The following is a 23,205-nucleotide window of genomic DNA, read 5'->3' as shown; positions in this document are numbered from 1 at the left end:
GTGGTGCACGGTCACGTGTCGTGCGCGTCCGGGTGCCTCGGAGCCCTCGGCATCAGCAGGATCGGCGCGTAGATCCAGACAAAGAGAAAAAAAGCGCCAACCCAGAGCGCACCCGAGACAAGCATCACCGGAAAGTAGTCGAAAGCGAGCGTGCCGAAAGTGCGCACAAGTGCGGACGAAATCAGCACCAGATACGCCCACGCGATCGGCCGGGCCACCTTGAGCGGGCGTCCGCTGTGTCCCAGGGACGCGCGGGTCATCATGGCAAGCGTCATGCTGCCGATCGCACCTGCCGCCAGCAGATGAAGCGCTGAGGTTTCGCTCATGACGCCGAGAACAAGCGTGCTGCCGTAAACAAGATAACCGGTGGCGAGCAGCAGGAATGCGATATGTAGAATCCAGAGGATCGGAGCATGGCGCACCGCCCACCCGCGCCAACCGGCCAGGCGCAGCAGATTGGCGGCACCGGCCGCCAGGCAGAGCCAGCCAAGTACCGGAGATGGCACAAACGGAAAAGCGGCCAGCGTCGCCAGCGCGGCGAACAACATGCCGCTGCGTTCCAGCCAAATGCCCGACTGCGGCAAATCACCCTCATAGCCCTCCTTATTGAGGGCGTTGCGCGTGAAAGCCGGAACGACCCGTCCGCCAACGATGCAAATCATTGTTGCGCTTGCGAAAATTCCGATCCGGATACCTGATTCCGCATTCCCGCCTGCCCATCCGACCCAGTCCAGATGCATCAGCAGATTGCCGCCGAACAAAGCGCAAAGCAGAAACAGAAAGATCAGGTTGCGAATTTGTGACTTTCGCGCGAGCCGCCCGATGATTGCTGTGGCCAGGACCGGGATGAATGCCAGGTCGATCACCGCAACGATGACCGGATCAAAACTCGCCGAAAACCAGACAGCGAGACGGCCCAGCAACCAGATGAAGCCGCTGGCCATCACGAAACCTGCCCCTGCTTCCCGCGTTCCGGTCCAGTTTGGTACGGCCGTGTTGAAAAACCCTGCCATCACGGCCGCCGTGTATCCGTAGACCATCTCGTGTGCATGCCAAAGGTGCGGTGCCATCGACATGGGTTGGAATATGAACGCGCCACCCGCCGCGTGCACGCCCAGCCAGACTGTCCAGGCGAGCATGGCAAAGATCGAGAAGAGACCTGCTGAAAGAAAAAAGAAGCGAAACCCGGTCGTCAGCACAGTTGGAAGCCGATGCAGATGTTTGGCGTGTTGCGTGTGTGGGACTGCGGCCATGCTTGCGTCTTCCGGCACGTTTTCCTGCTATATGATCACCGGCTGCGCGACTGAGCAGTCCCGGGCCGGTTCGTATCTTCACAGGACTGGGCATGGCAGGTCTTGACTATCGTCAAGTTGACCGAAGCCATAGCTTAAAAGTCTGGAAAGACGGGCCATTCTCTTTCCGAACCCTCACGCCGATATGTGAATTGACCTGGGAAAGACTGCAGCACAATTGCCTAACCCAGGTTCCGGTTGCGTTGCACGCATTGCATACAGAGTGCTACCCAAAACGCCCCCGGGACGAGCTAGAGTTTTCGATTAACTGAGGTACTCCCCGTCTTTGGATCGCCCCGTGTCGGAATTTCAGGGGGTCTGGCTCAAAGGGCTGATGCCGCCGATGAGCCTTTCATGAGCGATATCGGCGGCTTGTTGCCGATCGCGCTGTGGGGCAGAATAGGCCTAACCGACCAAAAGGTATGATGAGAAGCAAGTTTTTGCTTTTACATGTGTGTCGCCTAACCCAACAATTTCCTCTCACAAAAACTGCGCAAGAAGTTTCCGGAGCGCGTCCTTGTGTTCGTTGCAGAAGGTGTCTACGGCGTCCGGGCCGTCTTCGTGATGGATACCGACGATCTCCCGGTCTCCGACCGTGTCGGACATGACGTGCGCCTGTGTCAGGTCGGGAATGTAGTGCCCGTCGTCGTCCTGTTTGGCCGGACGCAGAAAAAACTGTCCCTGCCGGATGCCCATACCTGCATCAATCACGTATTTGGTTCCGGTCATGGAGAGCCTTCCGGCGGGGCGTTGGAAATCCACTTCAAGCAACAACTGTTCTTTCACCTGCGCAGCATGTCCCAGGCGCCACCGCAAAAATTACAGTGTTCTGTTTTTAGGGCGGTTCTCGTCCTGCCGTTAAGCTAATTGCGCAGACTGTATCAGAAACCGAGACAGACTCGCGTTATGCAATTTCTAGGTACATACTTCTTTTGTGCAATCGAACTGGCAATAAGCTGGAAACATGTGCCTCAGCGAAGAAATCTCGGATCTCGAAAAAGCCCTTTACGACAAGCTCGCGCCGGGCAGGCACCAGATCAAAGTTGCCATGCTCGTGGCGCTTACGTTCGACGGCAAGACAATATCTTCGGATGAGATCGTCAACGCGGCCCTGGAGCGTCTGGTGCGGCGGGCAGACATTGAGTCTTTCGGAAACATTTTCAACTGGCGCCGCAGTGAAATCAGGCGTCTCAGCTAGCACCCAGAGCACTTTCCGACCAAATGGGATCATTTGATGAGGATATCCTCACCCGTTGTGAAACGCATTCAAGCGACAGTCATCTGGTTTGGCCGCAAAAAGCTCCAAAACGTCAAAAACCCTGAAAGTCGATAACACGGACGCGCCCTGTCGGCGCGCCCTCTTCTTCTTCAGCGAGCAGGAAGCTTGTGCTCGCGGACCGCATCGATCGCGCATTCGAGCCCCTCGCCATAGGGATGGCCGTGCCAGTTCGCACGCTCCTTGATGATGCCGGCAAGGATCTCCTCCGTCGTATCATGAGGGTCCTCGGTGGTGGCGCTCACGCGGCTCGTCAAAACGCCCACGATCTGGGCCAGGCCATTGAGCAGTCCCATCCTGAATTCCAGATCTTCCCAAACGATCTGCCCTGCACTGGGTCTGTCGGTCTCAGTCATAATGTGAATTCCTTTGTGGGTTTCAGGTCATCGGCGCGCGTTAGGGCCGTCCGTTGCGCGTGTTGCCGATTTCCCTTTGCAAGTCTTCCGCTGCGCAGGCCTCTGGTAACGGGCAGCCGGCAGGCGGATGGTGTGTGCTTCCCCACATGGCACAATTTATAGGTGTATCAGCAGCATTGGCGTTCCGCAACATGGCAGATCGTCGGGATTTGCGCACAAAAACCGGGGGGCAAAAGCCGGCTCCCCGCTACTTTGGGCGCCGATAACTGTCAGAAATTACTAAAGATTTGAGAGTCTCTCGGCTATCGTCGGTTTTGGGGTCGAGAACCCGGGCATGGTTTTGGCAAGAAGAATGCGATTCAATATCGTCAGAGTTTTCCTGAAAAGGATCAGCGAAAAACAATCAAAAAGTGTATCAATCGATTATCCTGCAGCTTTAGGGTGTTAAGCACTTTTCAAAAAATTGCTTGACGGTCGAGGCGATTCTTCGGTTTCGTATTGAAAGATCACACGTACCCCATCAACCGGTTTGCAGATATGACGCTTAATGTGCCGGTATCTCACGGCGAATTCTTTGATCGGCTGACGATCCTGGAGATCAAGCGCGAGAAGATCACTGATGCGGCCAAGCTTGAGATTGTCAAGGAAGCCCTGGCTGAGTACCGGTCCATCGTGTTTTGTTCAGTGCCCCGGGCCGCGGAAGTGTCTGCTCTCACGGACGAACTCAGGCAGGTCAATACTGCCCTTTGGGATCTGGAGAACCTTCTCAGGGAATTTGTCCGGCGGGGTGATTTCGGGACCGCCTTTGTGGAAGGGTCGAGCGCTGTCTTTAAGGTCCGGGACCGCCGCGCGGAGATCAAGTCCGAGATAGACAGAGTGCTCGGGTCCGACTTCTGCGAGATCAAGGACGACCAGCGTTCCGCAACGGGCGACAGTTGATCGCGGATAATCTTCGTTGCCGGCCTGTCCGGATCACGCTGATTGAAAAGTGCCCAGCAGTGCCTTTTTTTTAGACAGATCCGGTTTGCGGATCTTTCCAGTCTTGGACAAAGTGATTGCGCCTTTCCGGTAACACTCTGTTTTTCATCGCGATTTCGAAGGCTGGGAGCAACTGGCATCCAGATTGCTACGGATGTGGTGTGCAGCGCGCCTAGGGATCCGGTCGACCACGACGCAGGACCAAGAGGCGCAAGCCGGACAAAAACGGTCGTCGACCGGCATAGTCCGGTGACACGGCGGGACAAAAACCCGGGAGACTACTGCACGAGGTTTCGCGCGCGCGAACCTGCTCCCGGCCGTGCGCAAGAAACTCATGATTACAGCCCAACAGGTTCCTTCCGGCGGGCTTAAGACAGGAGACGCGCACGAATGTTGAAATCCATAGCCAAAGCTTCCCTCCTCGCGGCTGCGTTGACAATGCCGCTGTCCGTTGCATCGGTTCAGGCCGAAGAAAAGAAAGACTTCAAGGTCTGCTGGTCCATTTATGTCGGCTGGATGCCCTGGGGCTATCTTCAAGACAGCGGTATCATGAAGAAATGGGCCGACAAATACGAGATCGACGTGGAGATCGTGCAGATCAACGACTACGTCGAATCCATCAACCAGTATACGGCCGGTGAATATGACGGCTGCTCCATGACCAACATGGACGCATTGTCGATCCCTGCCGGTGGCGGTGTCGACACGACCGCGCTGATTGTCGGCGACTATTCCAACGGCAATGACGGCATCATCCTGAAAGACAAGGCCGAGCTTGCCGACATCAAGGGGCAGACCGTCAACCTCGTCGAACTGTCGGTCTCTCACTACCTTCTCGCCCGTGCGCTCGACACGGTGGGATTGGCCGAGAAAGACCTGACAGTGGTCAACACGTCGGACGCCGACATGATTGCCGCCTATGCGACAGCGGACGTGACTTCCGTCGTGACCTGGAACCCGCTGCTTTCGGAAATCGAGGCGCAGCCCAATGCCACCAAGGTTTTCGACAGCGCCGGAATTCCCGGCGAAATCATCGATGTCATGATGGTCAACACCGAAACGCTTGCCGACAATCCTGCCTTCGGTAAGGCGCTTGTCGGTGCCTGGTATGAGCTGATGTCGATCATGTCGTCCGACAGCGAAGAAGGGATTGCCGCACGCACGGCCATGGCAGAAGCGTCGGGCACGGACCTTGCCGGCTATGACGCGCAGCTGGCGACAACCAAAATGTTCTACACGCCTGCCGAGGCCGTCGAATTCACCAAGGCGGCCGAACTGCCGGCCACGATGAAATTCGTTGCCGAGTTTCTCTTCGACAAGGGCATTCTGGGTGAAGGCGCGCCGAGCCCGGAATTCGTCGGAGTGGCTTTCGCTGACGGCTCGATCTACGGCGATGCGAACAATGTGAAACTCCGGTTCGACCCGAGTTTCATGCAAATGGCAGTGGACGGCGCGCTCTAAGCGGTCCGCACCGACAATGACCCGGCCGTCGGGGCCGGGTCACCTGACCGCTCGCTGCAAGGACCTCCCATGCGCATTATCAACCGCAGACCGTCCCGGGTGACCGCCCTTGCCCTCGGCATGGTGCCGTTCGTCGCGACGATCGTCACATATGCGATCGCAAGCCATTACCGGCGGCTGGAAAATCCTGCCGACAAGCTGCTGCCTTCGATCGAGCGCATGGGCGAAGCGTTCTGGCGCATGGCGGCCGTTCCCGACCGGCGGTCCGGTGATCTTCTCTTGTGGGTCGACACGTTCGACAGCCTGTGGCGGCTTGGAACCGGGATGGCCGTTTCGACACTGCTGGCCCTGTGTCTCGGGATTGCGATCGGTTTCATTCCGCACGTGAGAAGCACGCTTGCCCCTTACCTGGCGACATTCTCCCTGATCCCGCCAATCACGATCCTGCCGATCCTCTTCATCACCTTCGGCCTTGGAGAGGTTGCCAAGATTGCGCTGATCGTGATCGGAACCGCTCCGGTCATGATCCGCTCGACCGCCCAGGCAGTTCTCGATATCCCGCGCGAGATGATCATCAAGGCGGAAACGCTCGGCGCGTCGGTCTGGCAGATGATCACGCGGCTTGTCCTGCCCCAGGTTCTTCCCAAGCTGATCACGGCGCTCCGGCTGGGTCTTGTGCCTGCGTGGATCTTCCTGATCTCGGCCGAGGCCATCGCGTCGACAACCGGTCTCGGATACCGGATCTTTCTTGTCCGGCGTTATCTCGCCATGGACGTGATCCTGCCTTATGTCGTGTGGATCACCCTCCTCGCCTTTCTTCTCGACAGGCTGCTCCTGCTGATTTCCAGACGCGCCTTCCGCTGGCATCACTTGGGGAGCGACGCGCTATGACGACGCCTCCTTGCAAACTCTCCGTAAAGAGTGTTTCCAAATTCTACGACGGCACGCCGGTGCTCGAACGTGTCGATCTTGATGTCGAGGCAGGTGCCTTTTGCACGATCGTCGGTGCGTCCGGCTGCGGCAAATCCACCTTCCTGCGCATGCTGCTCTCTCAGGAGCATCCGACCCGTGGATCGATTCAACTGGACGGTAATGATCTTCCCGAGGAACCGACACCCGACCGGGGTATCGTTTTTCAGAAATATTCTGTGTTCACGCACCTTACCGTTGCCGAGAACCTTATCCTGGCCCAGGAGTTCCAGACCTCGCGTCTTGCGGGGAAGCTGTTCGGCTCGCGGAAGCAGGCAGCCCTGTCGGACATCGAAGACCTGCTCGAGCGGATCGGGCTTTCCGCTGCCGCCGACCGCTATCCGGCACAGCTCTCCGGCGGAATGCAGCAGCGTCTTGCGATCGCACAGGCATTGATCAAGAAACCCAGCATTCTCTTGCTGGACGAACCGTTCGGCGCGCTCGATCCGGGCATCCGGCTGGACATGCACGAGTTGCTTCTCAATCTCTGGCGCGAACTCGGCATGACCATCTTCATGGTGACCCACGACATTCACGAGGCCTTCAAGCTGGGCACGCGGCTGCTTGTCTTCGACAAGATCCGGCACGACCCGCAGGCACCGGAAGCATTCGGGGCGACGATCACCTACGACTTGCCGCTCGAAGCTCCCGAGATATCCGACACGGCGGTTCAGCCGGACGACATCGCCGAAACCATTGGTGCCGGCGCATACCGCAATCCAGTCAACAATTCACAAACCAACCCCTCATGAGGAACGTCCATGACCATCTTTGATCCTTCCGGTCCGACGACACGGCACAAGGCTGCCGGGACCGCCACACGGCGGCCCACCGAACGGCATCACCATCCCGATTTCGACAAGCTGCAACTGCGCGGCTGGAAGTCCGCCGAAAAGGAAGGCACGTTGCCGAGCGCCGCCTGGGAAAAGGAAAAGGCATGGGCCCTGCGCATGGGCCTTACCGGTTCGGACAGCCTGACCGACAAATCGATCCCGACCTTTGCACGCGGAGAACTGCCGCACTATGCGGGCATCAACACGTTTCTGAAGGCACCTTACGTGGAAGACGTGACCCAGGTCGGTGCTTATGATGCGGCCATCATCGGCATTCCCTTCGACGGTGGGACGACATACCGGCCGGGAACACGCTTCGGTCCGCAGGGCGTTCGCAAGATTTCAGCGCTCTACACACCCTACAACTATGAAATGGGTGTCGATCTGCGCGAACAGATGACGCTGTGCGATGTCGGCGACATTTTCACCATCCCGGCGAATATCGAAAAGACCTTTGACCAGATCACACGCGCGGTTTCCCATGTCGCCTCGTCCGGTGCCCTGCCAATCATGATCGGCGGCGATCATTCCATCGGTTTCCCATGCGTGCGCGGCATTGCCGAATGCACGTCCAAACGGATCGGCATCGTTCACTTCGACCGGCATATCGATATCCAGGAAAAAGATCTCGACGAGCGCATGCACACAACCCCCTGGTTCCACGCAACGGACCTGGTGAATGTGCCGGCGGTGAACCTGGTCCAGATCGGCATCGGCGGCTGGCAGGTGCCCCGCGAAGGTGTCGAGGTTGCCCGCGAGCGCAACACCAACATCTTCACCATGCGAGACGTGGAAGAACTCGGCCTTGCAGAGACAGCCGCGCGGGCGCTGGAGCTTGCCTGGCAGGACGCCGATGCCGTCTATATTTCCTTCGATATCGACAGTGTCGATTGCGGCTTCGTGCCGGGAACCGGCTGGCCGGAGCCGGGCGGCTTCTTGCCAAGAGAAGCGCTGGAACTCGTTTCTCTTGTTGCAAAGGAAGGCATTTGCGGGCTTGAAGTGGTCGAGGTTTCACCGCCTTACGATTGTTCCGATATAACCGCGTTGCTGGCAACGCGCGTCATCGTCGACGTGCTCGGCACGCTCGTTTCCCACGGCAAGATGGGTTCTCACAAGTCGATCATCGACAAGCCGGTTTCGATCCCGGCCGGTCCGGATGTGGGGTAAGCCGATGCCGCATGATCATCATCACACCCGCAGTCATGATCACCATCACCACGATCACGATCATCATCATCACCACCATGGCCACAATCACGTGGGCGCGGATCATCTCCACTCGCATGTCCACGGTGCGTCCGACGCCGAACGGGCCGACGAACTGCAGGCCCTTGCCACAAGCTTCATCGACGGGTTCCGGTCAGCTGAAGACAAGACGAGCTACCTGAGACTGGCAGGTGTTCCTTTTCATCAGGCCGGCAAGGATGGTCTTGTTCAGCACCTCGTCGATGCAAAGATCGTTTCCAACTGGCAGATAGGCACCGCCTCCCCGGCCTTTGCCTCGCGTGAACTGGTCTACATGCCGTTCCCAGGTACGATGGTTTCGGAACGCGAAACCATGACGTTCACCTACGTTTCGCTGACCGAGCGTCTCGACATGGACTTGATCGATATCCTCACGAACAGACTGAAAACAGGAGACATCGCAGAATGAAACACCTCGTCACCGCAACGGCCCTTTCCCTGATCGCATCCCCTGCCCTGGCACATCCGGGTGACCACCACGAGGTCTCGGGCTGGTCCGAAGCCGTTCAGCATCTTCTGAGTTCTCCGTTTCACCTGGCGCTGGTCGCCGGTGCGATCGTGCTCGGGTTCGGCCTCCTGAAGGTGCGCTCTTCAAGACGTCGGTCCCAAAAGCACTGACTTCAACCGATTCCGGGTGGAAAACCCGTTTCCACCCGGGGTCGCACGGCGCCTTCGCAAAAACTCGATAGACAAGAGCGCATCTGTCGTGCTCATTCCTTGGGATCATCCGTCACATGCGTGATTTGGGACCGGGAAAGACATGGGGTTTGTGCAGGTCATTCGGAACGGACTGTCGGCGACCGCTCTTGTTGTTGCGGTAAGCTGCTTCGGGGCATCCCTCACGCCGTCCCTGATGCCGCGGGATCCGATGATACAGGCCGCGCTCGCGGCCGTTGCGGCCAGTCTCGGCTACGAAGTCGCGCTGCTGGTCCGCGCTCTTTGGCGCTACATGGAAATTCCGGACATCAAGGGTCGTTTCTTGTGGGTCTGGTGGGCCACGGCGCTCCTCATGAGCACCGGCATCCTTGTCTACTCCCTGTCAAAGGCCGCCTCCTGGCAAAATGCCACCCGCACTGCGGTTGATCTGCCGCCGCTCGATACAGCCGCACCCTTTTTCATTTTTGCCGTTGGCGGACTGATGTTTCTGGGCTTCTGGGCGGGCTTCAGACTGGCCGGTGTGCTCAGACGGTTCGTTGCCCGTCAACTTGACCGGATCGTGCCCCAGAAGGTCGGCGTGGTTCTTTCGATCGCCCTGGTGGGCTGGTTCTTCTGGGCACTGATCGACGGGGCGCTGGTTCGGTCCACCCTTCGGGCGGCGGATGCATCGTTCGAAGCGGCCGATGTGCTGATCGAGCCGAACATCGCGCAACCGCAGGACCCTTCTAAAACGGGCAGTCCGGCCTCGTTGGTCAAGTGGGACGAGATGGGACGTTGGGGACGCCATTTCGTGGCATCAGCTCCGGGTGTTCCGGAAATCTCCGAATTTCAGGACGGACCCGTTTTGGAACCCGTCCGCGTTTATGTTGGCCGCAGATCGGCTGATACAGCGGAAGCGCGGGCTGACCTGGCGCTTCAAGAGCTGATCCGCGTCGGCGGGTTCGACCGGTCCGTGCTCATCGTAATGGTACCGGTGGGCACCGGCTGGATGGACCCGGGTGCACATGACACGCTTGATTTCATGCTTGCCGGCGATGTCGCGACCGTCTCCGTGCAATATTCCTACCTGACCAGCATGCTCGCCCTGCTCGCGCATCCGGATTACGGCGTTGCCCAGTCCCGGGCCCTGTTCGACAGGATTTACGACTACTGGACCACGCTGCCGAAAGACAGCCGGCCCCAGTTCTATGTCCACGGTCTCAGCCAGGGTGCGTTCAATTCCCAGGCGACGCTCCCCCTCTTTGACATGCTGGGAGATCCGATCCAAGGAGCCATGTGGGCAGGGTCACCTTTCTTTTCCAGGTACTGGACCGAGGTGCGCGATCAGAGGAACGAAGACAGTCCGGCATGGCGGCCGACATTCGGCAATGGCTCGCTGGTGCGCGTCATGGATCAGTATGGCGGCCTTGACGGTGATTACCGGCCCTGGGGGCCGATCAGAGCCGTCTTTTTGAACTATGGCAGCGATCCTATTGTCAATTTCACATTCGACAGCGCGGTGCGCCCGCCGGCCTGGCTCAATCAGCCGCGCGCACCGGATGTTTCCGAGCGGCTCTCGTGGTTTCCCGTGGTGACGATGTTACAGCTCGCGCTGGATTCCATGTTCGCACTCGATGTGCCGAGGTTCGGCCACTATTACGTTGCGCCCGATTACATTGACGCATGGGCGGCTGTCGTGGAGCCGAAGGGTTGGTCAAAGGAGCGTGCGGACCAGCTCAAGGATATCTTCTCCAGACGCGGCCCTGCGTTCTGAACTCAGGTCTTCTCCAAAAGCGCTCCGAGTTCCCTCTTGAAGACGTCCTTGGCGGGCTCCGCTGCCTTGAGAATGTCTTCGATCTTGAAGAAATCCATCGTCTTGAACCTGCCGATCGGGGGCTCGATCAGGAGATCGGGCCGGGAGCATGCGAGCTTGGCGGCCACAAGGGAATGCAGCGTGATGGAAAATGAACCGATCCACGTGTCGAGACCGCTTGGGAGGCCACTCTTGTGTGAGTAGTCGCTGCCTGTAACGTCGATGCCGACGGTCAGGAGATCCTTATTCTGAAACACATCAAAGGGCGTCGGATTGACAAAGCCACCGTCAATCAGAACACGTCCCTCCAGCTCGACGGGCGTCAGCAGCATCGGCAGAGCTGAAGAGGCTGCAATTGCCGGCAGCAACTGGCCGTCTTCAAGCACGACCTGAGACTGGGTGTAGAAATCCGTTGCGATGATCTTGAGCGGAATTTCAAGTTCATAGAAGGTTTCGGCCATGGTGTTGGGAAAGACGGTCTCGAACAGAATGATCGGATCGATAATCGCGGGACGTACCACGTTGAACAGCGACGACCATGTGCGGCCGTCCTTCAGAAAGAGCTTCTGGAAGAGCTGGGTTTTTTTCGTGAAAAGCTCGACCGCGAATTCCCGGATTTCAACGCCGGACATGCCACCGGCATAAAGACCGCCAAGGATCGACCCCATTGAGGTTCCTGCCATTTCGGCCGGTTTGACGCCGAGCTCATCAAGGCCCTCAAGGATCGGGATATGGGCGAATGCCTTTGCGGCACCGCCTCCCAGAGCGAGTGCAAACCGGTCGGAAGGCTTTCGATCTGCGGTGCCGCCGGAGCTGTCCGATGTGGCCTGGGCGTGTTTCATGGTCTGAAGCGTTGTCCCTCCGGCAGCGATCGCGCCGAGCATGAGTTCGCGTCTTTGTATCATCGCTTGTCCTTCGCCACGCAAGAGCCACCGGGTAAGTGTTCTGGGCACGCGGTGGCCCTGCCGAGACGCCACCCGTACTCAATAGGTAGCTATCGCGCGCCCGGAATGCCAGCCGATATCGCCGCAACCGGCCTTGCAACGCGGCGGGACTTTGCAACAATGCTCTCGTGTTCCGACTGTCAGGGTCAGTGCATCGGATTTGAACCTCTTTTGAGAACAGGACAGTGCCTTGAAAATAGTAGCCGTTGAAACCCTGCGCCTTGAAGAGCATCCCAATCTGCTGTGGGTGCTGCTTCGCACCTCGGATGGTCAGACGGGGCTCGGCGAAACCTATTTCGGCGCCGGTCCCAGCGAAGCCGATGTGCATGACCGCATCGCTCCCATCCTTCTCGGCCAGGACGCGCGCCGGATCGAGTTTTTGAACATGAAGATGCAGCCTTACGTCGGCTTCACCGGAACCGGTGCCGAGATCAGGGCCGTTGCCGCCGTCGACGTTGCGCTCTGGGATCTTGCCGCCAGGTCTGCAGGCGTGCCGCTTGTCGACCTTTTGGGCGGACGAACACGTGAGCGGATCGCAGTCTACAATACGTGTGCGGGCCCTGCCTATGTTTCCAAGACCGCAGCCGTCAGGCCGGACAATTTCGGGACTGACGAAAGGTCCGGTGTCGGCGTGCTCCACGATGATCTCAATGGCTTCCTGAACCATCCAGAAGAGGTTGCCGCTTCCCTCATGGAGATGGGCATCTTTTCCATGAAGATCTGGCCATTTGATCTCGCTGAAGGCGCAGCGGACGGCATCGATATTTCACTGGCGGATCTGAAAAAAGGGCTGGAGCCGTTTGAACACATCCGTAAGGCCCACGGCGACAGGATGCGGCTGAAAGCGGAGTTGCATGGTCTCTGGAGCCTGAATGCGGCCAAGAAGATCGCACACGTCCTGGAACCTCTGGATATCGACTGGATCGAGGATCCGGTGTGGATGGACCGGACCGAGGACATCCGGAAACTGACGGAGAGTTCGCCGGTGCCCTTTGCCGGCGGGGAAACGCTCGCAAGCCTTGGCCAGTTCAAGGCGTTGATCGAGGACGGCGACATTTCAACCCCGATTGTTGATGTCACCTGGGCCGGCGGCGTCACCATTGCCCGGAAGATTGCGGCTCTTGCAGAAGCGCGCGCGCGTCCTGTCGCCTTTCACGATTGCTCCGGGCCGGTCACGCTCGCGGTTTCAACGCATCTGGCGCTTGGTCTCAGGAATGTCAGAGAGCAGGAAATTGCCCGGGGCTTTTACTACAACTGGTATCAGGATCTGGTCGACGACCTGCCGCCTATCGAGAACGGCATGATTTCGGTGAATGAAAAACCTGGGCTCGGAATGGATCTGAAGCCCGGTCTTTTCGCACGTGAGGACGCGATCCACCGGGTTTCCGGTTTGGATTGATCAGAAAAAACGGGCCGGATCGTGTGATCCGGCCCGCCATTGAAAAGCTTACTCGGGAAGCTTGTCGTCGATGCCCTGGACGTACCAGTTCATGCCGAGAATGGCACCGTCATCCAGCCTGACGCCATCTTCGGCCGCAACCGAGCCATCCTGCTTGGTGATCGGCCCGGTAAACGGTTCCCAGCCATCCTTGATCTTGGCTTCCGTTGCCTGTGCCATTTCAACCACGTCGGCGGGGAGGTTCGTGTAGGGCGCCATCACGACGTGACCTTCAGCCAGTCCTTCCCATGAGCTGTGTGTGTGCCAGTTGCCGTCAAGGACTTCCTGAACACGCTCGATATAGTAAGGCGCCCAGTCATCGATGATCGCGGTGTACTGCGCATCCTTGGCGAAGTTGATCATGTCGGAGGCCTGGCCGAAGCCGTGCACGCCGCGTTCCTGTGCCACTTGCAGCGGAGCGGTGGAGTCTGTGTGCTGCGTGATGATGTCCGCACCCTGGTCGATCAGGGCCTTGGCGGCGTCTGCCTCTTTACCCGGATCGAACCAGGTGTTCACCCAGACGACCTTGACCTTGAAGTCCGGATTGACGGACTGGGCTCCGAGCAGGAAGGCATTGATGCCGGCAACAACTTCCGGGATCGGGAAGGATGCAATGTAGCCTGCGGTTCCGGTCTTGGATTGCTTGGCGGCAATCTGGCCGATGATGTAGCGTCCCTGGTGGAACTTGGAGTTATAGGTGGCGACGTTGTCAGCCGTCTTGTAGCCGGTGGCGTGCTCGAACTTCACATCGGGAAACTTCTTCGCGACCTTGATCGTCGGGTTCATGTAGCCGAACGAGGTGGTGAAGATCACGTTGCAGCCTTCACGGGCAAACCGCTCGATCGCGCGTTCCGCATCCGGTCCTTCCGGCACGCTCTCAAGATAGGCGGTTTCGACCTTGTCGCCGAATTTTTCTTCCACGGCAAGACGGCCCTGATCGTGCTGGTAGGTCCAGCCGAAGTCGCCAACCGGGCCGACATAGACGAAGCAGGCCTTGACGTCGGCCGCATTCGCGGCGGTTCCAAGCGTCGCAAGTGCGAATGCTGCGACCGTGGTCTTCAAAAGAGATTTCATACGAGTAGTCCCCTCTTGTTTGATCTCTTGTCTTTGCGATCTTCTTTTGGGCCCAGGCCGTGATCGCGTTCAGGCCAGGACCGTTGCTTTGTCCGGCCGGTTTAGCGGTCCGGTACGAACGGTTTCCCCAGACATGCCGGAGTGTTCACCAAAGTCAATCTGCGATTTGCCGATATCAGAACGAGAACCAGAATTGTTGCCAGATACGGCAGGCTGGACAGGAGCTGCGACGGTATATCGAACTCCAGTGCCTGTGCATGCAGGTTCAGGACACTGACGGCTCCGAAAAGATATGCCCCGATGACAACGCGCAGTGGCAGCCAGGAGGCAAAGACGACCAATGCAAGGGCGATCCAGCCCCGACCCGCCGTCATGTTTTCCACCCACTGCGGCGTATAGGCCAGCGACAGGTATGCCCCTGCCAGTCCCGCGCAGGCGCCACCGAACAGGATGGCTGCGAAGCGGACCCTCACCACAGAATACCCAAGAGCATGCGCAGAGCCGTGATTGTCTCCGACGGCTCTCAAAACCAGCCCGATCCTTGTCCGGAACAGACCGTAGGCGACGACGGCCACAAGAACGAAACTCAGATAGACCAGCGCGTCCTGCTGGAAGAACACCGGACCGAAGAACGGCAGTTCGGAGAGGACGGGAATATAGAGCTGCGGCAGGTCGAGACCGGGCACGCCGATAAAGGCTTCCCCGATCATGCCGGAAAGACCGATGCCAAGGATCGTCAGTGCGAGACCGGTTGCGACCTGGTTTGCAACAAGAAACAACACGAGAACGGCAAACAGGGCAGACATGGCCATGCCGGCGGCGATGGCTGCTATCACTCCCAGCGAGCCCGAGCCGGTCTGATTGGCAACGGCAAACCCGATCACAGCACCCATGATCATCATGCCTTCCACACCCAGGTTGAGAACGCCGGAGCGTTCCACGACGAGTTCCCCGACAGCGGCGATCAGAAGCGGGGTTGCAGCGGTGATGACCGTCAGAAGTACGGCTTCAAACATGGGAGGCCTCCGCTGATGTCGAACGCTTTGTGACCATGCGTATGCGGTAAAGGATCAGTGTATCGCAGGCGAGAACGAAAAAGAGCAGCAGGCCCTGGATCACGCTGGCAATCTCGTTTGAAACGCCCATCGCCGACTGAACCCCCTCGCCGCCGATATAGGACAGGGCGAGCACGAACCCGGCAATGATGATGCCGATCGGATTGAGCCGCCCGAGAAAGGCGACAATGATCGCCGTGAACCCGTAGCCCGGCGAAATCGACGGCAGCAGCTGGTTCAGCGCGCCTGAAACCTCCATGGTTCCCGCAAGACCGGCCAGGGCACCGGCGAGAGCAAAGGAAAACAGTGTCAGACCCTTTGCGGAAAAGCCTGCGAAACTGCCTGCGCGCGGGCTTTCACCCATGACCCTGATCTCGAAGCCTTTCAGGGTCTTCGCAAGCACCACGGCCAGAATGACTGCAATGGCGATCGTGATCGGTGCGGCCAGGCTCATCATGCCGCCAAATACCTCGGGCAGCGTCGCTGCGTCCGAAAAGATACGGGACTCGGGAAAATTGTAACCGCCGGGGTCGCGCCAGGGGCCGCGGACAAGATAGTCCAGAAGCAGTCCGGCGACATAAACCAGCATCAGGCTGGTCAGGATCTCGTTGGTATTGAAGCGGGTCTTCAACAAGGCGGGTATCAGCGCCCAAAGCGCACCGCCGATTGCGCCAAAGAGCAGCATGAGCGGCAGCGTCGCGGCATTTTCAAAGGACGGAAACAGCACCGGCAACACGGAACCGAACAATGCGCCGACGACGAACTGTCCCTCCGCACCGATGTTCCAGTTGTTCGAAAGGTAACACACGGCAAGACCACACCCGATCAGGATCAAGGGCGTCGCCTTGTCGATCGTTGCTTCCAGCGACCATTGCTGCGTCAAGGGCTCAATGAAAAATTTATATAATCCAACCAATGGATTATGCCCGGTTATTGAGAATATGATTGCAGCGGAAAGGGCGGTGAGAGTCACCGCAATCAAAGGCGAAAGCAGGGCCATTGCCTGGCTGTGCTCTTTTCTTTTGACAAGTTCGAGACGCATCAGGCCACCTCTCCCTGCGTTTCGGCACCACCTGCCATCAGCAGGCCAACGCGCTCTCGTGTCATCTGCGCGGCCGGTTCCGCTGCAGACAGGAAGCCGCGGGAAATGACGGCGATCCGGTCGGCAATTTCAAAGATCTCATCAAGATCCTGGCTGATAACCAGAACGGCGGAACCGGATCTTGCCAGGTCGATCAGCGCCTGACGGATCAGCGCCGCGGCGCCGGCGTCGACGCCCCATGTCGGCTGGTTGACCACCAGGATGCCCGGCTCGCGGTCCAGTTCCCTGCCGACGACAAACTTCTGAAGGTTGCCGCCTGAGAGAGACCTGGCTTCCGGGTCGTCGTGCGACATGCGCACGTCGAAAGCCTTCTTGATCCGCTGTTCCAGATTGCCGGCCTCCGCGTTGGATACGAAACCGCCGCCGACAAGCCTGTCACCGGTGCTGTGGCGCGTCAGGACGATGTTTTGAGAAAGCTTCATGCCCGGCACGGCACCGTGACCAAGACGTTCTTCGGGGACAAAGGCCGCATTCTGCTTGCGCCGCCAGGTGATGCTCTTGTTGCCGCATGGTGTCCCATCCAGAAGCACCATGTCCGGCGAAACGCGCATTTCACCTGAAATCGCATCGAAGAGTTCCCCCTGCCCATTGCCGGCGACACCGGCGATGGCAACGACTTCTCCCGCTTTCAGGTCCAGGGATACTCCATTGAGGGCTGTCGCAAAGGGCGTTGCCGCCGCTGCGTTCAGTTTTTGCAGCGTCAAACGCGTCTGACCAACCTGTGCCTCTCCTTCTCCGGAGCTGACCGAGGCGACATCAGCGCCAACCATCATGCTGGCAAGGGACGCTGCCGTTTCCTTTGTCGGATCACATTCACGCACCACCTTGCCGTGCCGCAGGATCGTGGCGTGGTGACAGATCCGTTTCACCTCCTCCAGCCGATGACTGATATAAAGAACAGCGCAGCCCTCGTTTGCCAGGCGCTGCAGGGTGACGAAAAGCTGGTCCGCTTCCTGCGGCGTCAGGACAGAGGTCGGTTCATCCATGATGATCAACTGCGGTTCCTGAAGAAGGCAGCGGACGATTTCGATGCGCTGGCGGATGCCGACTGGCAGGTCGGCAACGATATCGCCGGGGCTTAGCGGCAGTCCGTAGTCTCTAGAAACGGTCTCAACCCGCTTCGCCAGATCCTGCATCTTGCCGGGGTTGGGCAGTGCCAGCGCAATGTTTTCGACCACGGTCAGGGCTTCGAACAGCGAGAAGTGCTGGAAGACCATACCAATGCCGAGTTCTCTTGCCGCCGCCGGATTGTTGATCGAGACCTTTCGACCATTCCAGGAGATTTCGCCGGCATCGGGGTCGAGAGACCCGTAGAACATCTTGACCAGCGTCGATTTTCCGGCGCCGTTTTCTCCGAGCAGTGCGTGGATTTCGCCCTTGTTGAGAACAAGATCCACATTGTCATTTGCAAGGATATCACCGAAGCGCTTGGTCAGCCCGCTGGCATTCAGCAGCGTTTCCCTGTCAGATCTGTGTGTCGACGCATTACCGTCGTGATCCGGACTGCCTGTTTCTGCCACGTTGTCCCCCACCTGAATGCCGCCTTATTGACCATGTGTCATGTTTTGCGCAAGGCCCGAACTGGTCGTTTCCCTTACTTGTCCCGCCTCGATCCGCTCTAGAAGATCCACTGCTATGCCGGCGGCAATCGCTGCAGGATGCTTTGACTTTATTGTTGTTTTTCCAATCGGACAGATCATTTGCGTGATCAGGAGATCGTTCAATCCCCTTTCTTTCAGTCGCTTGATGAACCTGGCGCGTTTCGTTTTCGAGCCGATGACCCCACAATAGCCAAACCGCTGCAGCAACAAGGCCCGCGCCATGATTTCCTCGTCGAGAGCATGGGAATGGGTCACTGCGAGCACGAAGGTGCCGGACGGCAGGTCATCAAGTGCGGACGCTGGATTGTCGAGCGCAACTTTCGTCACATTGGCCGGTACGGCGCCTGGGAACTGATCTGACCGGCTGTCAATCCAGGTGATGGAAAACGGGAGCGGTGCAAGCGCCAGGACGAGCGCCTTGCCGACATGCCCTGCCCCAAACAGTGCAAGCGGCGTTCTGGCTTCCCCGAAACGTTCAATGATCCTGGCTTCGGTCTTGTCAGTGGATTCGAAAAGTGAAAAGGGGTGCGTGACGGGCTCTTCCAGAAGACGGCGCGGACCAACGCACCCGTCCCGGAGTTCGGCGCTCGTGGCGAAAACCTGTCCGCTATTCTCGTGCCGTGCCAGCAATTCGGCTGTCTCAGCATAATTGGCCGTCAGAACTTCGATCGACAGTTTGGCGCGACCACCGCAGCACTGTCCGAGGTCCGGGCCCAGTGCCACGGTCTGCATGTCGAGAAGCGCAACGTTGTCACCGGCAAGCCTTGCCGCCTTGCGGATGATTTCCAGTTCCAGCGTACCGCCACCAATCGTTCCGAAGAAGGAAGCGTCCGGCCGGACCACCATGCGCGCGCCTTCCTCGCGCGGCGCGGAGCCGTCGACGTCCACGACCGTCACGAGAGCACATGAGCCGCATGTCTTCAGACTGTCGGAGATGTGTGCCCAAACCTTCATGCACCCGCCTTCCTGCGGCGCATGTCCTGTACGGCGCGCATGATGGCCTCAGGCGTTGCCGGCGCATCGAGGCTCGGCACCTCGAACGGGGCAAGACTCGCAACGGCATCGTTGATGGCGCAGAAAACGGAATTTGCCAGCATCACCGGGGGCTCGCCGACCGCCTTGGAGCGATAGACCGTGTCCTGAGGATTGCCTGTACTTTCATAAAGCTGCACGTCGAAATGATCCGGTATGTCGGATGCCGTCGGGATCTTGTAGGTGGACGGTGCGTGGGTTCTCAGCCGTCCCTCCTCGTCCCACACAAGTTCTTCAGTCGTGAGCCAGCCCATGCCTTGAACGAAACCACCTTCGATCTGCCCAAGGTCGATGGCGGGGTTCAGCGAATGACCGACATCGTGGAGAATGTCGACGCGATCAACAATCATCTCGCCGGTCATCGTATCGATGGTCACTTCCGAACAGGCCCCGCCAAAGGCGAAATAGTAAAATGGCCGTCCGGAAACGGTTTCCCGGTCCCAGGTAATGCCGGGGGTCGCGTAGAAACCGGCGTGAGACATCTGAATGCGCCCGGTGTATCCCTGCCTGGCGACTTCGGCGAGTGTGTAACTCCGGTCTCCCACGAGAACCTTGTTGTCGCTGAAGAGAACCATGTCCGGGCCGCATTGATGCGTTTCGCACAACATGGAAATCAGGCGCGACTTGATCTCGCGCGCCGCGATTTTTGCAGCCATCGCATTGAGGTCCGTGCCTGAAGACGCGGCGGTCGGTCCGGTATTCGGGACCTTCGACGTGTTGGTCGCCGTAATCACGACCTTGTCCATCGTCACGCCGAACTCTTCGGCCACAACCTGCGCAACCTTCTGGTAAAGCCCCTGCCCCATCTCGGTGCCGCCATGGTTCAGATGGATCGAACCGTCCGTGTAAAGGTGGACGAGTGCACCGGCCTGATTGAGATGCTTGAGCGTGAAGGAAATGCCGAACTTGACCGGCGTCAGGGCGAGCCCTTTCTTCAGCACAGCGTTGTTTTCGTTGAAAGCGCTGATCTCTTCACGCCTGATCCAGTATTCGCTGCGCGTCTCCAGCGTCGAGATGAGATCGTGCATGACCTCGAACTCTTCAACCGGCATGCCATAGGGAGTAACGTTGCGTTTGCCGTCGTAGAAATTCAGTTTGCGGACCGTCAGCGGATCCTTGCCGAGGCTGATCGCGATCGCGTCGATCAGTCTCTCTGCAGCCAGCATGCCTTGCGGTCCGCCAAATCCACGGAATGCCGTGTTGGAACAGGTGTCGGTCCTGAGGCGGCGCGAACGGATCGAAGCGTCCGGATAGAAGTAGCTGGAATCGGCGTGGAACATGGTGCGGTCATTCACGCCAAGCGACAGGTCGGCGGAGTATCCGCAGCGGGCCAGGAACTCCAGATCGACAGCCCGGATAAGTCCCGTGTCATCGTGACCGACCTTCCAGTTGACCTTGAAGTCGTGACGCTTGCCGGTCATGATCATGTCGTCGTCACGGTCAAGACGGACCTTGCAGGTCTTTCCGGTTTTCCGGGCGGCAAGCGCTGCCAGCGCCGCCCACTGGTTTGCCTGGGATTCCTTGCCTCCGAAGCCGCCGCCCATTCGGCGCACTTCCGCCGTGACGGTTGCGTCCGGGACACCCAGAACCTTTGCCACCGTGTGCTGGATCTCGGTCGGGTGCTGCGTGGAGGACAGGACCAGCATGCCATTGTCCTCCTGGGGGGTGGCCATGGCGACCTGTCCCTCCAGATAGAAATGTTCCTGGCCGCCAATGTTCATCGACCCGGACAGTATGTTCTTTGATGCCTGCAGGCCGGTCTCAGGCGACCCTCTTCTGAACTGGTAGTCCGGCAGGACCGTCGTATCTGCGGCAACAGCGTCATCCGGTGTCAGGATCGGCGTGATCGGGGCAACGTCGATCTTGCCCTTGAGCGCGGCCCTGCGTGCGATATCCCGGGTTTGCGCGACGACCGCGAACGCCACCTGGCCGAAAAACAGGATTTCGTCTTCGGCCAGAACGGGATCGTCGCCGAAGGCAGACGAGCAGTCATTCGTTCCGGGGATATCCTCGGAGGTCAGCACTGCAATGACCCCGGGTGTTGCGCGCACCTCGCTCAAGTCGAGCGAAACCAGTTTTCCCCTGACCGCGTGTCTTGCCCAACCGGGAGCCACATGCAGCGTGCCCGTCGGCTCGATGGCATCGTCGATATAGGTCGCGGTGCCCGATACATGCTTCTCGGCGCTGTCATGCGGCAGCGCCTTACGCACCGTCCTGAGGGCAATCGGTTCCTGCTTGCGGTCAGGCTGCACGGTCATTGTCAGCCCCTCGCCTCGATGAAATGCGAATGTCACCCGGTGCCGTTCCGCTGATCTCCATCAGCGCCTTGGCCAGGAGCGCCCTCGCCGTTTCCATTCGGTAACCTGCACTCGCGCGCATGTCGCTCAACGGATCGAAGTCGGATAGCAGCGCCTTCATTGCCTCGCCCCACGTTGAGGGATTGTCGAGCTCTGCACCGGACAGGGCCTTTTCGGCGTTTGAGGCACGCATCGGCGTCCCGGCCATGCCGCCATAGGCGATCCGGGAAGCCACGATGTGGCCCTCTTCCACCGTAAAACGGAACGCTCCCATCACCGAGGAGATGTCCTGGTCGAATCTCTTGGATATCTTGTAGCAGCGGAACGCCTGGTTGGCCGAAAGACGGGGGACGAAGAGACCGGTTACAAACTCGCCCGGCTGCCGGTCCTGTCTGCCGTATTGGAGGAAAAAGTCTTCCAGTGCAATCGCCCGCGAACCTTCGGCCGATTGCAGTTCAAGCGTGGCGCCGAGTGCGATCAGGGCCGGCGGCGTGTCCCCTATCGGCGAACCGTTCGCGATGTTTCCGCCCACGGTGCCGGATGCACGCACCTGCTTCGAGCCGATCCGTCTCCAGAGTTCACCGAGGTCCTGGGAGATCCCCGTGACGGCCCGCTCCGTTGCCGTATAGGTGGCCGTTGATCCGATCAAGACGCCCGAAGGGCTGTCTTCAACACGGTCCAGGCCTTCTATCCGCCCGAGCCAGATCATTTTCGGCAGTTCGCGAAGATGCTTGGTGATCCAGAGGCCGACATCGGTGCCGCCCGCGATCAGCGTTGCGTCCGGGTGCTGGCCGTAAAGCGCTGCGAGACCGTCCAGAGAGGACGGGGCGGAAAAGAAACCGTCGCCGTCTCCCACGAAGATGTCGCGGCTGTCGGCGAGATACTGAAGCTGTTCTCTTGTTTCATTGGCGCGCCAGGTGAAGGCATCATCGGTTGCCCGGAAACACGTTTCGAGCGCCGCGTCGACGATCGGGCGATAGCCTGTGCATCTGCACAAGTTGCCGGCGAGCCAGTCCGTCACGGTCTTTCGGGTCCTGGTAACATCTTCCGCGTGATAGAGCGTGAACAGCGACATGATGAAACCGGGCGTGCAGAAGCCGCACTGGGAGCCGTGCAGATCCACCATGGCCTGCTGCACCGGGTGGAGCCGGTCGTCCTGGGCCAGGTCCTCGACCGTCACCAGTTCAGCGCCGTCGACCATGCCGAGCAGCAGAATGCAGCTGTTCACCGGCTGGTAGACAAGCTTGCCTTTCACAAGGCGGCCAAGAGCGACCGTGCAGGCGCCGCAGTCGCCTTCGCCGCAACCTTCCTTGGTGCCGGTCTGTCCCTGGCGAAGACGCAGGTAGTCGAGAAGGGTCTCTGTTGCCCCCACACTGTCCAGTTCGACGATTTCGCCACGTCTGAGGAAGCGGATCGTATCGCGCATCTTTCAGCTCCCCCTGTATGTCGAATAGCCGAAGGGGGAAAGCAGCAGCGGTACGTGATAGTGGCCTTCGATCTCCGCGATACCGAAGCGAATGGGAATGATGTCGAGAAACAGCGGATCGGGAAGATCCTGTCCCGTTGCTTTCAAATAGTCACCGGCATAAAATCTCAGTTCAAAGGTTCCCGTTGTGAAAGCATCGCCGTCCAGGATGGGACCATCCACACGGCCGTCGGCGTTGGTTACATGAGACGAGATCAAGACAGATGCGTCTTCGTCACGCCAAAGCTCAATCTTGAGCCCGCGCGCGGGCCTTCCCAATGCAGTGTCGAGTACATGCGTCGTCAAACGACCCATCAACATTCTCCCTCGTGTGACCA

The 23,205-nt window shown here is 59.0% G+C and carries 22 protein-coding genes; 10 read left to right on the top strand and 12 right to left on the bottom strand.

Features of this window, described 5'->3' with window-relative positions:
• Positions 1 to 11: 11 nt before the first annotated feature.
• Complete coding sequence (locus tag RBB49_RS16835; protein WP_306144011.1) at positions 12 to 1,253, bottom strand: NnrS family protein; 1,242 nt, start codon at positions 1,251 to 1,253, stop codon at positions 12 to 14.
• A gap of 519 nt (positions 1,254 to 1,772) precedes the next feature.
• Positions 1,773 to 2,021 carry a hypothetical protein gene (locus RBB49_RS16830; RefSeq protein ID WP_306144010.1) on the bottom strand — a complete coding sequence of 83 codons (249 nt, stop codon included), beginning with the start codon at positions 2,019 to 2,021 and terminating at the stop codon, positions 1,773 to 1,775.
• Between the two features lie 235 nt (positions 2,022 to 2,256).
• On the opposite strand from RBB49_RS16830, the gene RBB49_RS16825 reads away from it, so the two are divergent.
• Entirely contained in the window at positions 2,257 to 2,490 is a 234-nt protein-coding gene (locus RBB49_RS16825; protein WP_306144009.1) for a hypothetical protein, read from the top strand.
• Between the two features lie 170 nt (positions 2,491 to 2,660).
• Here RBB49_RS16825 and RBB49_RS16820 read toward each other — a convergent pair whose 3' ends face one another.
• Positions 2,661 to 2,924: a hypothetical protein gene (locus tag RBB49_RS16820; RefSeq protein WP_306144008.1), complete on the bottom strand. Its 264-nt coding sequence runs from the start codon at positions 2,922 to 2,924 to the stop codon at positions 2,661 to 2,663.
• Between the two features lie 537 nt (positions 2,925 to 3,461).
• Here RBB49_RS16820 and RBB49_RS16815 point away from each other — a divergent pair.
• The 8 genes from RBB49_RS16815 to RBB49_RS16780 all read left to right on the top strand — a co-directional run bounded on the left by RBB49_RS16815 (position 3,462) and on the right by RBB49_RS16780 (position 10,820).
• Positions 3,462 to 3,863, top strand: coding sequence for a hypothetical protein (locus RBB49_RS16815; protein WP_306144007.1), 402 nt, complete (start codon positions 3,462 to 3,464; stop codon positions 3,861 to 3,863).
• A 429-nt stretch (positions 3,864 to 4,292) separates the two neighbouring features.
• Positions 4,293 to 5,363 (top strand): putative urea ABC transporter substrate-binding protein, encoded by a 1,071-nt coding sequence (locus tag RBB49_RS16810; protein ID WP_306144006.1) that lies wholly within the window; start codon positions 4,293 to 4,295, stop codon positions 5,361 to 5,363.
• Between the two features lie 69 nt (positions 5,364 to 5,432).
• A complete protein-coding gene (locus RBB49_RS16805) occupies positions 5,433 to 6,254 on the top strand; it encodes an ABC transporter permease (protein WP_306144005.1) in 822 nt (273 codons plus the stop codon).
• A complete protein-coding gene (locus tag RBB49_RS16800; protein WP_306144004.1) occupies positions 6,251 to 7,084 on the top strand; it encodes an ABC transporter ATP-binding protein in 834 nt (277 codons plus the stop codon). The genes RBB49_RS16805 and RBB49_RS16800 overlap by 4 nt, the downstream gene beginning before the upstream one ends.
• Before the next feature lie 9 nt (positions 7,085 to 7,093).
• The gene (locus RBB49_RS16795) at positions 7,094 to 8,332 is read left to right on the top strand and encodes an agmatinase family protein (protein ID WP_306144003.1); all 1,239 of its coding nucleotides are present in this window, start codon (positions 7,094 to 7,096) and stop codon (positions 8,330 to 8,332) included.
• A gap of 4 nt (positions 8,333 to 8,336) precedes the next feature.
• Positions 8,337 to 8,819, top strand: a complete 483-nt coding sequence (locus RBB49_RS16790) for a hypothetical protein (protein ID WP_306144002.1) — start codon at positions 8,337 to 8,339, stop codon at positions 8,817 to 8,819.
• Positions 8,816 to 9,028 carry a hypothetical protein gene (locus RBB49_RS16785; RefSeq protein ID WP_306144001.1) on the top strand — a complete coding sequence of 71 codons (213 nt, stop codon included), beginning with the start codon at positions 8,816 to 8,818 and terminating at the stop codon, positions 9,026 to 9,028. Before RBB49_RS16790 ends, RBB49_RS16785 begins: the two co-directional genes overlap by 4 nt.
• A 142-nt stretch (positions 9,029 to 9,170) precedes the next feature.
• Positions 9,171 to 10,820, top strand: coding sequence for an alpha/beta-hydrolase family protein (locus tag RBB49_RS16780; RefSeq protein WP_306144000.1), 1,650 nt, complete (start codon positions 9,171 to 9,173; stop codon positions 10,818 to 10,820).
• A gap of 2 nt (positions 10,821 to 10,822) precedes the next feature.
• Here the strand turns inward: RBB49_RS16780 and RBB49_RS16775 are convergent, their stop codons facing one another.
• Positions 10,823 to 11,764 carry a patatin-like phospholipase family protein gene (locus RBB49_RS16775; RefSeq protein WP_306143999.1) on the bottom strand — a complete coding sequence of 314 codons (942 nt, stop codon included), beginning with the start codon at positions 11,762 to 11,764 and terminating at the stop codon, positions 10,823 to 10,825.
• 229 nt (positions 11,765 to 11,993) lie between these two features.
• Between RBB49_RS16775 and RBB49_RS16770 the strand changes: the two genes are divergently transcribed.
• The gene (locus RBB49_RS16770) at positions 11,994 to 13,202 is read left to right on the top strand and encodes a mandelate racemase/muconate lactonizing enzyme family protein (RefSeq protein ID WP_306143997.1); all 1,209 of its coding nucleotides are present in this window, start codon (positions 11,994 to 11,996) and stop codon (positions 13,200 to 13,202) included.
• Positions 13,203 to 13,250: 48 nt separating this feature from the next.
• On the opposite strand, the gene RBB49_RS16765 is transcribed toward RBB49_RS16770, so the two are convergent.
• The 8 genes from RBB49_RS16765 to uraH form a co-directional block, all read right to left on the bottom strand.
• Positions 13,251 to 14,315 carry a BMP family ABC transporter substrate-binding protein gene (locus RBB49_RS16765; RefSeq protein WP_306143996.1) on the bottom strand — a complete coding sequence of 355 codons (1,065 nt, stop codon included), beginning with the start codon at positions 14,313 to 14,315 and terminating at the stop codon, positions 13,251 to 13,253.
• A 101-nt stretch (positions 14,316 to 14,416) separates the two neighbouring features.
• Positions 14,417 to 15,331, bottom strand: a complete 915-nt coding sequence (locus tag RBB49_RS16760; protein ID WP_306143995.1) for an ABC transporter permease — start codon at positions 15,329 to 15,331, stop codon at positions 14,417 to 14,419.
• The gene (locus RBB49_RS16755) at positions 15,324 to 16,412 is read right to left on the bottom strand and encodes an ABC transporter permease (protein WP_306143994.1); all 1,089 of its coding nucleotides are present in this window, start codon (positions 16,410 to 16,412) and stop codon (positions 15,324 to 15,326) included. The genes RBB49_RS16760 and RBB49_RS16755 overlap by 8 nt, the downstream gene beginning before the upstream one ends.
• Positions 16,412 to 17,923, bottom strand: a complete 1,512-nt coding sequence (locus RBB49_RS16750) for an ABC transporter ATP-binding protein (protein WP_306144126.1) — start codon at positions 17,921 to 17,923, stop codon at positions 16,412 to 16,414. Before RBB49_RS16750 ends, RBB49_RS16755 begins: the two co-directional genes overlap by 1 nt.
• A 93-nt stretch (positions 17,924 to 18,016) precedes the next feature.
• Entirely contained in the window at positions 18,017 to 19,027 is a 1,011-nt protein-coding gene (xdhC, locus tag RBB49_RS16745) for a xanthine dehydrogenase accessory protein XdhC (RefSeq protein WP_306143993.1), read from the bottom strand.
• Positions 19,024 to 21,363, bottom strand: a complete 2,340-nt coding sequence (xdhB, locus tag RBB49_RS16740) for a xanthine dehydrogenase molybdopterin binding subunit (RefSeq protein WP_306143992.1) — start codon at positions 21,361 to 21,363, stop codon at positions 19,024 to 19,026. Before xdhB ends, xdhC begins: the two co-directional genes overlap by 4 nt.
• Positions 21,347 to 22,828 (bottom strand): xanthine dehydrogenase small subunit, encoded by a 1,482-nt coding sequence (gene xdhA / locus RBB49_RS16735; protein ID WP_306143991.1) that lies wholly within the window; start codon positions 22,826 to 22,828, stop codon positions 21,347 to 21,349. Before xdhA ends, xdhB begins: the two co-directional genes overlap by 17 nt.
• A 3-nt stretch (positions 22,829 to 22,831) precedes the next feature.
• Positions 22,832 to 23,182 carry a hydroxyisourate hydrolase gene (gene uraH / locus RBB49_RS16730; protein ID WP_306143990.1) on the bottom strand — a complete coding sequence of 117 codons (351 nt, stop codon included), beginning with the start codon at positions 23,180 to 23,182 and terminating at the stop codon, positions 22,832 to 22,834.
• Positions 23,183 to 23,205: the final 23 nt, after the last annotated feature.

The sequence above is a fragment of the Roseibium sp. MMSF_3412 genome, from assembly GCF_030733265.1.
Lineage (GTDB): Bacteria > Pseudomonadota > Alphaproteobacteria > Rhizobiales > Stappiaceae > Roseibium.
Note: the sequence above shows the minus strand (reverse complement) of the source record. Positions and strands in the feature narration are given on the sequence as shown.

What these genes read in the sequence shown, in the direction of transcription:
- RBB49_RS16835 (WP_306144011.1), bottom strand. Translation starts at nt 1,253, where the DNA reads ATGGCCGCAGTCCCACACACGCAACACGCCAAACATCTGCATCGGCTT.
- RBB49_RS16830 (WP_306144010.1), bottom strand. Translation starts at nt 2,021, where the DNA reads ATGACCGGAACCAAATACGTGATTGATGCAGGTATGGGCATCCGGCAG.
- RBB49_RS16825 (WP_306144009.1), top strand. Translation starts at nt 2,257, where the DNA reads ATGTGCCTCAGCGAAGAAATCTCGGATCTCGAAAAAGCCCTTTACGAC.
- RBB49_RS16820 (WP_306144008.1), bottom strand. Translation starts at nt 2,924, where the DNA reads ATGACTGAGACCGACAGACCCAGTGCAGGGCAGATCGTTTGGGAAGAT.
- RBB49_RS16815 (WP_306144007.1), top strand. Translation starts at nt 3,462, where the DNA reads ATGACGCTTAATGTGCCGGTATCTCACGGCGAATTCTTTGATCGGCTG.
- RBB49_RS16810 (WP_306144006.1), top strand. Translation starts at nt 4,293, where the DNA reads ATGTTGAAATCCATAGCCAAAGCTTCCCTCCTCGCGGCTGCGTTGACA.
- RBB49_RS16805 (WP_306144005.1), top strand. Translation starts at nt 5,433, where the DNA reads ATGCGCATTATCAACCGCAGACCGTCCCGGGTGACCGCCCTTGCCCTC.
- RBB49_RS16800 (WP_306144004.1), top strand. Translation starts at nt 6,251, where the DNA reads ATGACGACGCCTCCTTGCAAACTCTCCGTAAAGAGTGTTTCCAAATTC.
- RBB49_RS16795 (WP_306144003.1), top strand. Translation starts at nt 7,094, where the DNA reads ATGACCATCTTTGATCCTTCCGGTCCGACGACACGGCACAAGGCTGCC.
- RBB49_RS16790 (WP_306144002.1), top strand. Translation starts at nt 8,337, where the DNA reads ATGCCGCATGATCATCATCACACCCGCAGTCATGATCACCATCACCAC.
- RBB49_RS16785 (WP_306144001.1), top strand. Translation starts at nt 8,816, where the DNA reads ATGAAACACCTCGTCACCGCAACGGCCCTTTCCCTGATCGCATCCCCT.
- RBB49_RS16780 (WP_306144000.1), top strand. Translation starts at nt 9,171, where the DNA reads ATGGGGTTTGTGCAGGTCATTCGGAACGGACTGTCGGCGACCGCTCTT.
- RBB49_RS16775 (WP_306143999.1), bottom strand. Translation starts at nt 11,764, where the DNA reads ATGATACAAAGACGCGAACTCATGCTCGGCGCGATCGCTGCCGGAGGG.
- RBB49_RS16765 (WP_306143996.1), bottom strand. Translation starts at nt 14,315, where the DNA reads ATGAAATCTCTTTTGAAGACCACGGTCGCAGCATTCGCACTTGCGACG.
- RBB49_RS16760 (WP_306143995.1), bottom strand. Translation starts at nt 15,331, where the DNA reads ATGTTTGAAGCCGTACTTCTGACGGTCATCACCGCTGCAACCCCGCTT.
- RBB49_RS16755 (WP_306143994.1), bottom strand. Translation starts at nt 16,412, where the DNA reads ATGCGTCTCGAACTTGTCAAAAGAAAAGAGCACAGCCAGGCAATGGCC.
- xdhC (WP_306143993.1), bottom strand. Translation starts at nt 19,027, where the DNA reads ATGAAGGTTTGGGCACACATCTCCGACAGTCTGAAGACATGCGGCTCA.
- xdhB (WP_306143992.1), bottom strand. Translation starts at nt 21,363, where the DNA reads ATGACCGTGCAGCCTGACCGCAAGCAGGAACCGATTGCCCTCAGGACG.
- xdhA (WP_306143991.1), bottom strand. Translation starts at nt 22,828, where the DNA reads ATGCGCGATACGATCCGCTTCCTCAGACGTGGCGAAATCGTCGAACTG.
- uraH (WP_306143990.1), bottom strand. Translation starts at nt 23,182, where the DNA reads ATGGGTCGTTTGACGACGCATGTACTCGACACTGCATTGGGAAGGCCC.